This is a genomic window from Agromyces kandeliae, from assembly GCF_009674665.1.
Lineage (GTDB): Bacteria > Actinomycetota > Actinomycetes > Actinomycetales > Microbacteriaceae > Agromyces > Agromyces kandeliae.
In genome coordinates this window covers 180,735-193,615 of sequence record NZ_WKJD01000006.1, presented here as the reverse complement: position 1 = coordinate 193,615, position 12,881 = coordinate 180,735, and the positions used below count along the sequence as shown (strand labels likewise).

Annotated in this window: 9 protein-coding genes; 5 read left to right on the top strand and 4 right to left on the bottom strand. The window is 72.5% G+C overall.

What is annotated here, in order from left to right; translation table 11 throughout:
- Positions 1–48: 48 nt before the first annotated feature.
- A complete protein-coding gene (locus GJR97_RS03255) occupies positions 49–855 on the bottom strand; it encodes a DUF1206 domain-containing protein (protein WP_154345077.1) in 807 nt (268 codons plus the stop codon).
- A 236-nt stretch (positions 856–1,091) separates the two neighbouring features.
- On the opposite strand from GJR97_RS03255, the gene GJR97_RS03250 reads away from it, so the two are divergent.
- Entirely contained in the window at positions 1,092–3,128 is a 2,037-nt protein-coding gene (locus GJR97_RS03250; RefSeq protein ID WP_154345076.1) for a PhoX family protein, read from the top strand.
- Between the two features lie 55 nt (positions 3,129–3,183).
- Here the strand turns inward: GJR97_RS03250 and GJR97_RS03245 are convergent, their stop codons facing one another.
- On the bottom strand, positions 3,184–3,615 hold the full coding sequence (locus GJR97_RS03245) for a hypothetical protein (RefSeq protein ID WP_154345075.1): 432 nt from the start codon (positions 3,613–3,615) through the stop codon (positions 3,184–3,186).
- A gap of 170 nt (positions 3,616–3,785) precedes the next feature.
- On the opposite strand from GJR97_RS03245, the gene GJR97_RS18040 reads away from it, so the two are divergent.
- From GJR97_RS18040 to GJR97_RS03230, 3 genes are all read left to right on the top strand, one after another.
- Positions 3,786–4,895, top strand: a complete 1,110-nt coding sequence (locus GJR97_RS18040; RefSeq protein ID WP_229275944.1) for a helix-turn-helix transcriptional regulator — start codon at positions 3,786–3,788, stop codon at positions 4,893–4,895.
- A 151-nt stretch (positions 4,896–5,046) separates the two neighbouring features.
- A complete protein-coding gene (locus GJR97_RS03235) occupies positions 5,047–5,565 on the top strand; it encodes a hypothetical protein (protein ID WP_154345074.1) in 519 nt (172 codons plus the stop codon).
- Between the two features lie 45 nt (positions 5,566–5,610).
- Positions 5,611–8,976: an nSTAND1 domain-containing NTPase gene (locus GJR97_RS03230; RefSeq protein ID WP_154345073.1), complete on the top strand. Its 3,366-nt coding sequence runs from the start codon at positions 5,611–5,613 to the stop codon at positions 8,974–8,976.
- Positions 8,977–8,994: 18 nt separating this feature from the next.
- On the opposite strand, the gene GJR97_RS03225 is transcribed toward GJR97_RS03230, so the two are convergent.
- On the bottom strand, positions 8,995–10,599 hold the full coding sequence (locus GJR97_RS03225; RefSeq protein ID WP_195760596.1) for a flavin monoamine oxidase family protein: 1,605 nt from the start codon (positions 10,597–10,599) through the stop codon (positions 8,995–8,997).
- 133 nt (positions 10,600–10,732) lie between these two features.
- Here GJR97_RS03225 and GJR97_RS17820 point away from each other — a divergent pair, with 133 nt between their 5' ends.
- Positions 10,733–11,287 carry a helix-turn-helix domain-containing protein gene (locus tag GJR97_RS17820; RefSeq protein ID WP_195760595.1) on the top strand — a complete coding sequence of 185 codons (555 nt, stop codon included), beginning with the start codon at positions 10,733–10,735 and terminating at the stop codon, positions 11,285–11,287.
- 18 nt (positions 11,288–11,305) lie between these two features.
- On the opposite strand, the gene GJR97_RS03210 is transcribed toward GJR97_RS17820, so the two are convergent.
- The gene (locus tag GJR97_RS03210) at positions 11,306–12,811 is read right to left on the bottom strand and encodes an alanine/glycine:cation symporter family protein (RefSeq protein WP_154345071.1); all 1,506 of its coding nucleotides are present in this window, start codon (positions 12,809–12,811) and stop codon (positions 11,306–11,308) included.
- Positions 12,812–12,881 lie beyond the last annotated feature (70 nt).

Here is a 12,881-nt window from a genome sequence, read left to right as displayed (position 1 = left end):
GGCCGGTGCGGATGCTCCGCACCGGCCCTCGCGCGCTGTGCGGCCGCCTCACATGCGCGCGTAGCGCGCCCTGGCGAAGCAGTAGGCCCCGTACACGATCAGGCCGGCTCCGACCAGCCAGAGCAGGATCGTCCCGAAGGGCAGGTCGGCGAGGCTCTTCAACGCCGCATCGAGCCCGCCGGCCTTCTCCGCGTCCTGCGTCAGCGAGGCGACGAGCCAGAGGACGCCGACGACGCCGACCGCGATGCCCTTGGCGACGTAGCCCACGGTGCCGAGGGTGAGTACTCCCTTGCGGACCGGGTCGGCCGGCATGGACAGGTGCTTCGCGAAGCGCTGCGTCGCTCCGCGGTAGACGAACGCGATGCCGATGCCGACGATGACGAGTCCGACGACGACGAGGAGGACGACGCCCCCCGGCGCCGCGAGGAGCTGCGCGGTCAGCGTCTGCGACGACTGGTCGGAGTCGGAACGGCCGCCGAGCGCGTACACGAGCGAGGTGGCGCCGATCGACACGTACGCGACCGCCGTCCCGACGTACTTGATCCGGTGGCCCCACTTCTTCTTCGTGTCCGGATCGCGCTCGAGGAACGCCTCCGTGACCTGCCAGATCGCGAGCGCGAACAGTCCGAGCGCGATCAGCCAGAGGAGCAGCAGGCCGAAGGGCAGGCCGGCCACCTGCTGCATCGCGCCGCTCTGGTCCGCCTCGCCGCCGGCTCCCTGCGCGACCGAGATCGCGATCGCCCCGATGACCACGTGCACGATGCCGAGCACCACGTAGCCGACGCGCGCGGCGATTCGGAATGCACGGGAGTTCTGCGCCGCGCTCGCCGCGGCCTTTCCGGAATCCGTCGTCATCCGCACAGCGTAGTCACGGCAGGGCCGCGCGCGGGAGGTCGCCGCCCGTGCTTGCGCGCGGCGGATCGGGAGTGGTAGTCGCCCGCGCGAGCCCGGGCGTCGCGGCTCCCGCTGCGTCCCCCGTCGTTCACCCGGTGGACGCCGCCGCGTCGATCGCCGGTCATGCCGACCCGACAGGCTCGGCGCGTCCCTCCGGCCCGACGCGCGGGCGGCCGCGCACTGAACGAGGAGCCTCCATGACCATCCCCGAACTCCGTCTCACTCCGGTCTCGCATGCGATCGGCAAGCGGTCGCCGGTGACCTGCCGGCTCAAGTGCGCCGACGCGTGCCTCGGCCCCGAGTGCAACACCTCCTCCAACGCCCACTTCAGAGACATCGCGTCGCAGGCCATCTCGCGACGCTCGGTGCTCGGCCTCGGCGTCGCGGGCGCGGTCGGCCTCGTGGTCGGCGGTGCCGCCGGCGGCACCGCAGGTCCCGCGTTCGCGGCGAAGCCCGGCACCGCAGGACTCGCGTTCACCCCCATCGCGCCCGTGGACCGGACCGTCGACGCGTTCACCGTTCCGGCCGGCTACCGCTGGCAGCCGATCATCCGCTGGGGCGACCCGCTGTTCTCGTCGGTTCCCGCGTTCGACTTCGATCACCAGACGGCCGATGCCCAGGCCGGGCAGTTCGGGTACAACAACGACTACCTCGACATCATCGCCGACCCGAGCGGGAAGACGGGCGTGCTCGTCACCAACCACGAGTACGTGAACCCCGACCTCATGTTCCCCCCGACGACCGACCCCGAGGAGCGTCGCCGCCGCGGCGAGATCTACAAGGCGGCGATGGGCATGGCCGTCGTCGAGGTCAGGCGACGCCGGGTCGGCGACCCGTGGGAGTACGTCGTCGACGGCGCGCGCAGCCGCCGGATCACGGTCGAGTCCGTCTTCGAGCTGACCGGCCCGGCCGCCGGCTCGGACCTCGTCAGGACGGCCGCCGATCCCGAGGGCCGCTGGGTGAAGGGCACCCTCGGCAACTGCGCGGGCGGCACGACGCCGTGGGGCACCGTGCTCTCGGGCGAGGAGAACTTCAACGGCTACTTCGCCTGGGCCGCCGACACCGCCGAGCAGCGGCGCTACAGCGGCAGCTCGACGACGGCGACGGAGACCGGCTGGGAGCAGTACGACGAGCGCTTCGACGCGCACGACGCGCGCTACGTCAACGAGCCGAACCGCTTCGGCTACGTCGTCGAGATCGACCCGAGCGACCCCACGTCCACGCCGAAGAAGCACACCGCGATGGGCCGCTTCAAGCACGAGGGCGCCAACGTGACGATCGCCGAGGACGGCCGCGTCGTCGCGTACATGGGCGACGACGAGCGGAACGACTACCTGTACAAGTTCGTCTCGAAGGGTCGCTACACCGCGGCGACCTCGACGGGCGCGCGTCGGAAGAACATGACCCTGCTCAGCGAGGGCGACCTGTTCGTCGCGCGCTTCTCGGGGAATTCGCCGGCGGCCGAGATCACGGGCACCGGCGCCATCCCCTCCGACGGCGCGTTCGACGGCACCGGCGAGTGGATCGCGCTCACCCGCGACGGCGAGAGCGTCGTTCCCGGCATGACCACCGAGCAGGTCCTCGTCTACACGCGCCTCGCTGCCGACCTCGTGGGCGCCACGAAGATGGACCGCCCCGAGGACGTCGAGCCGAACCCGATCACCGGCAAGGTGTACCTCGCACTGACGAACAACAGCCGCCGTACGGTCGCCACGCTCGACGAGGTCAACCCGATCACGGGCAACCGGTTCGGCCACGTCGTCGAGCTCACCGAGACGTCGGGCCAGGCCGGCGAGACGTTCGGCTGGAGCATCCTGCTGCTCTGCGGCGACCCCGCCGTCACCGACTACACCTACTTCGCGGGCTTCCCGAAGGAACTCGTCTCGCCCATCTCGTGCCCGGACAACGTCGCGTTCGACTCCGAGGGCAACCTCTGGATCTCGACCGACGGCGCCCCGAGCACGATCGGCTACAACGACGGCCTGTTCCGCGTGCCGCTCGAGGGCGACCAGCGGGGCAACGTGCAGCAGTTCCTCGCGGTCCCGCGCGAGGCCGAGACGTGCGGTCCCGTGATCCACGACCGCGAGGGCCTCGTGTTCGTCGCGGTGCAGCACCCCGGCGAGAACGGCGCGGTCGGCGCGCAGACGTCCTACTTCCCGGACTACGTCGCGACGCACTCGGGCGACCGGGTCGCCGCGCCGCGGCCGTCGGTCGTGCAGGTCTGGAAGGGCTGAGCAGCCCGACCAGGGGGCGGTGACGGATGCCGCGGCATCCGTCACCCCCCCCGCGTCATGCTCGGCGGGGTCGGTGCGCAGGCGGTCCGGAGACGAGCGCGACGCCGACGGCCGAGGCGACCGCGAACGTTGCGTCGGGGATCCAGGTGCCGAGCGCGGCGACGTGCCAGACGAAGAAGAGCGGGAACGCCCAGAGGCCGATGCGGACGACCCGCGAGCCGAGCCCGCCGATCACCGCGATGACGCCGAGCACGGCCGAAAGGGCGCCGAAGGAGGCGATGAGCACGGTCGCCGATGCCGGGAACGGGTCGTCGGCGAACAGGACCGACAGGGCGAACACCGCGGCGACGGCGAACAGGGCGACGAGGATCCCCTGCCCGGTCCGGACGCGCGCGCCGCGCCGCACGCGATGATCGGGGGCGGACACCGCACGGGCGTCCGATCCTGCGCCGGCAATGCCTCCGAGGTCGGTCTGGGCAGTGGACATGGTCGTTCCCCTCTCGTGACCGCGAACCACGCGGCGGGTCGGCTGATCCGGGTCGTTCCCGGCGACGTCAGCCTTTCGCGGCCCGCCGTGCGAGCGCAGTGCGGTGGACCGCACGACCGCTGCGGTCGACCGCACGATCGTGCGTGGCCGATCGGTGGGATACTGCGGGCATGCCTCGGATGCGGTCGGCGATCGGTGCGGTCGTGCTCGCCGCGACGGCCGGCGCCGCGCTGGTCGCGGTGATGGTCGCGTCACCGCTCCCGCTCGCCGAGACCGGCCCCACGCTCATCGTCCCCGTGATGTTCGTGCTCGCCGGGTTCCTCGGCCCGATCTGGCGAGGGAGCGCGTTCACATGCACCGCCGTCGCCGGGATCGGGGGGCTGCACCTCGTGGCCCTGGCCGCCTCGGCACTCGCGCTGGCCGATCCCGGACCGGGCCTCGCCTGGCATCTCGTCTCCCAGGTCGCCTTCGTCGCCGGCTTCGGCCTGCTCGTGCCCCTCGCCGCCGGCTACCCCGACGGTCCCGCTCCCTCGTGGTCGCTCGTCGTCCTCGGCGCCGGCGTGGCCGTCCCCGTGCTCGCCGCGTTCGCCGGACCGACCCCGGCGGTCCTCGACGGCACCACGATGCTCGGACCGGTCGCCGAGGTCCTGCCCGTCTGGATCGCCGCCGCGAGCGCGATCGTGTTCCTGCTGCCGGCGGCATCCGTCGTCGTCGGCCTGGTCCGGCTCGTGCGGGGCGACCGGGCGTTGCGTCGTCGGCTCGCCTGGCCGCTCGCGGCGCTCGCCGCGATGGCCGCGGTCGTCGCGGTCGGCGCCGCGTTCCAGTCGACCGCGACGGGACTCACGACGGCCCTGTTCCTCGCCTCCTCGCCGCTCGTGCCGGTCGGCCTGATCGCCGGTGCCCGCGTGGACGACGACGCCGATGCGGATGCGGAGGCCCGTCGACTGCGACGGGAACTCCAGTCGATCGCCGCGCGGCTCGAGGCCGCGTCGCGCGCGCTGCCGACCGAGCAGGCGGGGGCCGCCGCACCGGAGCCGCGCACCGCCGGCGCCGTGGGCCCCGACGCGCGACTCGATCGCCTCACCGACCGCGAGTCCGCGGTGCTCGCGCTCGTCGCGGCCGGCCGCAGCAACCCCGCGATCGCACGCGAACTGCACGTGTCGCTCTCGGCTGTGGAGAAGCACGTCAACGCGATCTTCCAGAAGCTCGAGCTGCAGCCCGGGCCCGACACGCACCGCCGCGTCGCGGCGAGCCTCGCCTACCTGAGGGATCGGCCCTGAGCGGCCGCCGGATACCCGTGCGACCCGCCCGGATAGCGAACGGATAGCGCCCTGATGCAGCCTCGGAGCACGAGAGGGGAGAACGCACCGCGTTCCCCGACCGAGGGCGACGATCGCACGCCGCCCGTGCAGAGTCCGAGAGGTGGAGAGAATGATGTTCGAAGCGACCACTGATCGCAGGGCCGTGCACCGGCGGATCGCAGGAGTGGCGACGGCGGCCGCGCTGCTGCTCACCGGGTGCGCCTCCGGGGGCCAGGGCGGCCAGCCCGCGGCGACCGCCACCGCCGGATCGGAGGCCGCCGCCGAGGCGGAATGGGACGACCCGATCTGGGAGGCCTACGGCGAGGAGGGCGAGTACGTCGAGGAGATCGACGGCGTCGCCGACGACTTCCCCGCGCAGTTCCCGCTTCCGGACGGGGAACTCGTCTACTCCAGCGTGGCTCCCGGGGTCTGGGACCTGATCATCGAGACCGACGAACCCGAGCAGCAGGCGGAGCAGCTGGCCGAGCGGATCGGCGAGATCGTTCCGCAGGTCTGGAACGGCCCGCTCCGCGGCGGCGACGAGGGCGAGCGCTGGGGCTTCGCCGATGACGACTTCGTCGTCGCGCTCGAGATGCGGCCCGGTCCCTTCCCGCCGCCGATGGTCGCGATCACCGTCCTCGAGCGGTGACCGGACCCCGTTGACGTGTCGGTCGCACCGACCCACACTGCCATCATGACCGTGTGCGTGCTCGGTCCCCTCGACACCGGCGGGCCGGCGCTCAGTCCGAGGGAGCGGATCATCCTGTCCGCCCTCGTCGTGCGGCGCGCGCGGCCGGTGTCGCCGGACGAGCTGGCCGACGCGTGCTGGGGAGAGCGGCTCCCGAAGACCTGGACGCAGCAGGTGCAGAACGCGATCGCGAGGATCCGCTCCCGTCTCGGCAGGGACGCCGTGCTCACGGTCGGCGGCCGCTACCGACTGGGCATTCCGGACGACGCGGTCGACGTCGTGACGTTCGAGCGCGAGGTGTCCCGTGCGCGGCGATTCGGGTTGGAGGGCGCGCACGACCGCGCCGCTGCCGCCTATCGCCGCGCGCTCGACCTGTGGCGAGGCGACCCCTACCCGGACGTCCCCGACTGGCCGCCCGCGCGCGTCGAGGCGGCGCGCCTGGCCGAGATCCGCGCCGACGCCGAGGAGGAGTTGCTCGACGCGCGACTCCGGCTGGGCGAGGACGCGGCGGTCATCCCGGATGCCGAGCGGATGGTCGGGGAGGCGCCGTTGCGCGAGCACCGTTGGGCCGTCCTCGCCCTCGCGAACTACCGTGCCGGGCGCCAGGCGGAAGCGGTCGGAGTCCTCCGATCCGCGCGCGTGCGGATCGTCGAGGAGCTCGGACTCGACCTCGGCGGCGAGCTCCGCGGCCTCGAGGTCGACATCCTCCGCCACGATCCCGCACTCGAGCCGGACGCAGGACCCACGGGCGGGCTGCCGGACGGCGCGGACGACTCGTGCCCGTACCGCGGACTCGCCGCCTACGACGTCGACGACGCGGCGCTGTTCTTCGGACGCGATCGCGACATCGGTGCGATCATCGCCCGCGTCCGGCCGCTGGCGGTCGTGACCATCGTCGGCCCGAGCGGCTCCGGCAAGTCCTCGGTGCTGCGCGCGGGCGTGGTGCCGCGGTTGCGCGACCAGGGGCGTCGCGTGGTCGTCATCACTCCCGACGAGTCGGGCCTGGCCGACCTCCGGGACACGGTGTCGGGCGAGCCCGCCACGCTCGCGGTGGACCAGGCGGAGGAACTGCTCGAGCTGCCGGACGACGAGCTGCGCGAGCTCGGCGCGCCCATCCGCTCGTGGCTCGATGCCGGCGGCAGCATGGTCCTCACGCTCCGCTCGGACTTCCTCGACCGGGCCAGCGCGGTCCCGGTGATCGGCGCGGCGCTCGGACAGGACGTCTACGTCCTCGCCCCGATGGACGAGGACGGACTCAGGCTCGCGTGCACGGGGCCTGCGGAGGCCGCGGGGCTCTCGCTCGAGACGGGGTTGGTCGAGGTGATCCTGCGCGACGCCGGGCATCGCTCCGCCATCCTCCCGGCCCTGTCGCATGCACTGGCGGCGACGTGGGACCGCCGTGACGGCGCGACCCTCACCCTCGAGGGATACGACGCCGTCGGCGGGATCGCCGGCGCGATCGCCCGTTCGGCGGAGCGGGTGTACGGCGCCCTCGGCACCGAGGGGCGGGAGGTCTGCCGCTCACTCATGATGCGACTCGTCGAGCGCACCCCCGAGGGCGCGACCGTCCGACGCCGCGTGCCGCTGGAGACGCTCGCCGACGGGGCCACGCGTCGCGCCGTCGTCGAGTCCCTCGTCGCGGCGAGGCTGGTCACGATCGACCGCGACTCCGCGATCATCGCCCACGAGGCCGTGGGCCGCGCCTGGCCGCGGCTGGACGCATGGCTCGACGAGGATGCCGGGGACGCCCGGATGCTGCGCCGGACCGAAGCCGCCGCAGCCGCGTGGGACGCGGCCGGACGACCCGACGACGAGCTCATGCGCGGTGCGAGCCTGCAGGCGACCGTGGAATGGCGGGAGCGCGCCGCTCCCGGGCTCACGAGCGCCGAGTCCGACTACGTCGCGGCGTCGCTCGCCGCGCACCGCGATGAGATGCGCGAACTGGCGGAGCGCGCGGAACGGGAGCGAGCGAGCAATCGCAGGCTTCGCGTCGCACTCGCCGTGTCGGCGATCCTCGCGGTGATCGCCGTCATCGCCTCGGGCGTGGCGGTCGTCCGGAGTGCGGACGCCGAGGCCGCCGCCGAGGAGGTCCGCATCGAAGCGCTCACCTCGACGGCCTCGAGTGCGGCGACGGACCGGGAGGTCGCGGCGCTCGTGGCCGCGGAGATCCACCGGCGCTGGCCCGAGGACCCGCGTGCAGCGGTCGCGCTGGAAGGGGCCCTCGGCAACGCGGACGGGCTGGTGCGCACGGTGCGATTCCCCGATGCCGTGAGCGTCGCCGCGGCGGTCGTCCCCGGAACCCGAACGGCCCTCGTCGCCGTCGATCCGGCCGCGGAGGGCGGTGAGGCCGGCGCCGGCCCCGTCACGATGATCCTCGACCTCGCCACCGGGGAGGTCCTGCGCGAACTGGACGTGGACCTGACCTCCCTCGGGGGCGAGGCGGCTCGCAGCGCGAGCCGCTCCGCGGCCCCGTTCCGCCAGGTGATCGTCAGCGAGGACGGATCGACGGCGCTGATCCACACCCGTCGCCCCTCGTCGCCCGAGCCCGAGTCCTGCTGCGTGAGCGACCTCGTCGGGGTGCCGCTGCGGTCGAGCGGGTTCGCGCTCGAGGCGACGACGCTGGGCGTGGACCTCGCCGATCGCCCGGTGCTCGCCCGTGACGGCAGCGCCGCCTACCTGCTCCTGCGGGGCGCCGGCGAGCCGGCGATGATCGAGCTGTCGACCGGCCGCCTCATCCGCCCTCCCGAGGCCGCTGCGGCGTCCGAGCACGGGCTCGGCCTCCAACGGCTGGCGCTCGTCGACGACCGACTGTACGGCGGCGCCCGCGACCACCTCCGTGCCTACGACACCGAGACGCTCGCGCTCACCGACGTCATCGACCTTCCCGTCGAGGGGAACGCCTCGATGACCTCGCTCCTCCTGGCGTCGGACGGGAGCGGCGGACTGCTGGTGATGTCCTCCGACCGGGCGGCGCGGATCCGCGTGCCATCGGGTGACGTGAACTGGGTCCGGACGGACCTCCGATGCCGGACGGTCCTCGTCCCTCCGGCATCGGGCTTCCTCTGCAGCCGCGTCGACGGGATCTGGTCGTACGACCTCGACACCGGGCAGCCGCTCCGCCGGATCCTGGAGCCGCTCCCGTCGTGGACGTCCACGATGGATCGGGTCGCCGGTGCTTCCGAGATCGTGACGGTGACGCGCGATCCCGCCACGATCCGGCGTTGGCGCCCGGACGGAGGGATCGCCGCCCGCGACGTCGAGGGGATGCGCGACGCGGCGTGCGCGCTCGCGTCGCGCCAGCTCACCAGGACCGAATGGGCGGACCACTTCGGGGATGAGCCGTACCGGCGCACCTGCCCCGACGCGCCCTGACCGGTCGCACTCGCCGGTTCACGAGAGCGCGACCGCCTTCGCGGCGCGCTCGCCGGACTCGACGGCGCCGTTCAGGAATCCGAAGTAGTACACGCTCGTGTGCTCGCCCGCGAAGTGCACGTTGCCCTCGGGCACAGCGGCCACGCCGAAGAGCTCGGTGTACTGGCCCGGCCGCTGGCACGTGTACGCGCCCTTGGACCACGGGTTGGCCCGCCAGAAGTCGCGGTACGAGCGACCGGTGTACGCGGCGGTGACGCCGGGGAAGATCGGCTCGAGCTGCGCCAGGTAGTCGTCCACCTGCCCCGCCGGTGCGACGCCGAACGGGTCCCCCTTCCAGGCCTCGACCTGGTCGCCGGCGGGGAAGAAGTTGAACACTCCCGCGGGCAGCGGCTGGTCGGCCGTGTCGTCCCAACCGCACTGGAAGCCCTCCTTGTTCGTGTAGGCCGCGCCGCCGTAGCCCTGCTCGACCCAGGGGCGGCGCGAGAGCTCGACGTGGATCTTCGCGTTCGAGCCGAGGCCGACCTCGGCGATCGCGCGGCGCTTCAACGCCGAGAATCCGGACTGCGAGAGGTCGCAGTCCTTGAGCGTCGTGAACGGCAGCGCCAGGATCGCGCGATCGGCGACCACGTCGACGGTCGAGTTGCCCGAGCGGAAGCCGAGCCGGACCGTGCCGTTCGCGAGCTGCGCGACCGCCACGAGCTCCCGGCCGTACTGCACCGTCCCGGCCGGGAGCTGGTCGATCATCCGCGAGACCAGCAGGTCGTTGCCGCCGCGCACCGAGTACTTCTCGTCCGCGCCGTTCACGGGCGCGAGGCTGTTCTGCGAGTTCCAGCCGAGCAGGTAGACGAGGTTGAGTGCGGACTGCTCGTGTGGTTCGAGGCCGTACTCGGCCATGACGTTCGACTGCATGAGCTTGGCGAACGGGCTCGCGAGGCCGCCCGGGACCTTCTGCTCCAGCCACTCGTCGACGGTCATGTTGTCGAGCGCGACCCCCGCCGCCGTCTGCACGTCGTAGGTCTGGCAGTACGGCGCGGCCGCGAGGTCGGCCTTGAAGGCCTGGTAGACGGCGCCCCAGTCCTCGTTCGCGTCGTCGTAGGGGTAGTCGACGCCGTCGATCCAGTACTTGTCCTCCCAGCCCCGGTAGCTGCCGCCGGCGACGACGTCGAGGCTCAGGCCGAGGTTCGAGGCGAGGTTGCGCGTCGCGTTGTGGTCGGTGTTGATGAGCGCCCCGCCGTGCTCGACGACGAACCCGTTCGAGAAGTGGTCGCGGAGCGACCAGCAGCGGCCGCCGGCGCGGGTGTCCGCCTCGTAGACGGTCGAGGCGATGCCCTTGACCCGCCAGAGCCAGTGCGCGGCGCGAACGCCGGCGAGTCCGGCGCCGACGATGGCGACACGTGGTGCGGCGGGTTTCGCGGCGCTCGCAGCGTGGGCGGGGCCCGCCATGGCGAGTGCGGCGCCCGCGCCGATCGCCGCCCCGCCCCGGAGCAGCGTGCGCCTCGAGAGGCCGGGAGGGCCGTCGTCCGCGCGGCCGAGCACGTCCTCGACGGGAACGCCCGTGCGATCGGATTCGGCGTGCGCACGGATGATGCGTCCGATGCGCGCCGACGCGGGGGTGGTGCCCATTCGTCCTGCCATGATGAGAGCCTCGCAATCCGGTGAAGTGGGGGAGGAGTGCTGCTTAACATGTTGCGTAGTGCCATTGAGCAGCAATCCATGCCCGGCGTCAACACCCGGCCGGGCCGCGGGGGTGATGGCGGTGGGCGATGAGGGCGTCGGCGAGCAGGTCCGGCGGTACCGGACGGCGAGGCGGATGTCGCAGCGCGCCCTCGGCGCGCAGGTCGGGGTCACCTCGGGATTCCTCAGCCAGCTCGAGACCGGCCGCGCGAACGCGAGCGTCGCGACGCTCCGGCGTCTCGCGGACGCGCTCGGCGTGTCGCTCGGCGACCTCGTCGCCCCGGGGCCGGTGCCCGCGGGGCGGGTCGTCCGCGCCCGGCATCGCCGCAGGTTCTCCGCGAGCGGCGGCATGGTGAAGTGGTTCCTCACCGAGCCGCCGCACGGGCACGTCGAGATGTACGCCGTCACGATCGAGCCCGGGGGGTCGACGGGGCCGCGGCAGTACCGCCACGGCGACTCCGAGGAGGTCATCCTCGTGACGCGCGGCCACGTCCACGTCGAACTCGGCGACGAGGCCTACGAACTCGGCACGGGCGACAGCATCGTGTTCGCGAGCAGTACGCCGCACCGCGTCGCGAACACCGCCGACGAGGGTGCCGAGCTGGTCTGGGTGAACTCGCCGCCGACGCCCGAGTGAGCCGCGCCGCTGTGCGGCTCAGTCCTCGTGGTGCAGGTGGTCGCGGTGCTTGTCGGCCTGGTGCGTCGCGGTCGACACGTCGATCGGGCCGGTGACCGAGCGCTCGTCGACCCAGCACTCGATGCCGGAGACATCCGGGAGCAGGTCGCGCGTGAACACGGGATCGCGCCCGTGCCGTCGCTGGCTCGTGTAGTCGCGGAGGAGGCGGAACGCGATGCCCGAGAGCAGCGCGATGGCGATGAGGTTCACGATCGCCATGAGGCCCATGACCCCGTCGGCGGTGTTCCAGACGAGGTCGGATGCGGCGACCGAGCCGACGAAGATCGCCACGACGACGAGCGAGCGGTAGGTCGTGAGCAGCCACGGCTTCGGCGAGATGAACTCGATGTTCGACTCGCCGTAGTAGTAGTTCCCGAGGATCGAGCTGAACGCGAGCAGGAACACGACGATCGTGAGCAGGATGCTCGCCCACGGCCCGAGGTTGGCGACCATCGCGTCCTGCGTGAGGCCGATGCCGCGTTCCGCGCCTGCGAGGTCGGGGTTCGAGACGAGGATGATGAACGCGGTGATCGTGCACACGAGGAACGTGTCGAAGTAGACGCCGAGCGTCTGCACGAGTCCCTGCTTGACCGGGTGGGTGACCGCGGCGCTCGCGCCGGCGTTCGGGGCCGAGCCGAGGCCCGCCTCGTTCGAGAACATGCCGCGCTTGACGCCCGTGAGGATGATCGTGCCGAGCGTCGCGCCGACGACCTCGTTGAAGCCGAACGCCTCCGTGAAGATCGAGGCGAACACCTCGGGCAGCCGGGTGATGTTCATCGCGACGATGATGAGCCCGACGAGCAGGTAGAGCAGCGCCATGGCGGGCACGACGGCCTGCGTGACGTGGGCGATGCGGCGGACGCCGCCGAACACGACGAGCCCGGTGAGCACGGCGAGGACCGCTCCGGCGACCCACGCGATCCACTCGCCGCCGCCGTCGGGCGCGACCGCGCCCGTCAGCGACGCGCTGATCGTGTTCGCCTGCAGCGACGAGAACGCGAACGGGAAGCAGACGATGAGGATGACCGCGAAGAGGATGCCGGCCCAGCGGGCCTTGAGCCCCCGCTCGATGTAGTACGCGGGGCCGCCGCGGAATCCGTCCTTGTCGCGCACCTTGAACAGCTGGCCGAGGCTCGACTCCACGAAGGCCGACGCGCCGCCGATGAAGGCCATGAGCCACATCCAGAAGATCGCACCGGGCCCGCCGATCGCGATCGCGGTGCCGACGCCCGCGATGTTGCCGACGCCCACGCGCGATGCCGCGGAGATCGTGAACGCCTGGAACGCGGAGACCGACTGCGGCTCGCCCGACTCGTCGCGCGGGGTCTTGTCCGTGAGGGTCCGGAACATCTCGGGGATGAGGCGGAACTGCACGACGCCGGAGCGCACCGTGAAGTAGAGGCCGAGCAGCACCACGACGGGCAGCACGATCCAGGTCCAGAGCGTGTCGCCCGCAGCGAGCACGAGGTCGTTGAGCGCGTCCATCCCGCAAGCATGGCAGTCGCTGCGAGGGAACCTCGGGAACCCGGTTCGATCGGCGTGGTCGCGGCGATGA

Excerpts from the sequence above, each read along its gene's own strand:
- GJR97_RS03255 (WP_154345077.1), bottom strand. The coding sequence starts at position 855 with ATGACGACGGATTCCGGAAAGGCCGCGGCGAGCGCGGCGCAGAACTCC.
- GJR97_RS03250 (WP_154345076.1), top strand. The coding sequence starts at position 1,092 with ATGACCATCCCCGAACTCCGTCTCACTCCGGTCTCGCATGCGATCGGC.
- GJR97_RS03245 (WP_154345075.1), bottom strand. The coding sequence starts at position 3,615 with ATGTCCACTGCCCAGACCGACCTCGGAGGCATTGCCGGCGCAGGATCG.
- GJR97_RS18040 (WP_229275944.1), top strand. The coding sequence starts at position 3,786 with ATGCCTCGGATGCGGTCGGCGATCGGTGCGGTCGTGCTCGCCGCGACG.
- GJR97_RS03235 (WP_154345074.1), top strand. The coding sequence starts at position 5,047 with ATGATGTTCGAAGCGACCACTGATCGCAGGGCCGTGCACCGGCGGATC.
- GJR97_RS03230 (WP_154345073.1), top strand. The coding sequence starts at position 5,611 with ATGACCGTGTGCGTGCTCGGTCCCCTCGACACCGGCGGGCCGGCGCTC.
- GJR97_RS03225 (WP_195760596.1), bottom strand. The coding sequence starts at position 10,599 with ATGGGCACCACCCCCGCGTCGGCGCGCATCGGACGCATCATCCGTGCG.
- GJR97_RS03210 (WP_154345071.1), bottom strand. The coding sequence starts at position 12,811 with ATGGACGCGCTCAACGACCTCGTGCTCGCTGCGGGCGACACGCTCTGG.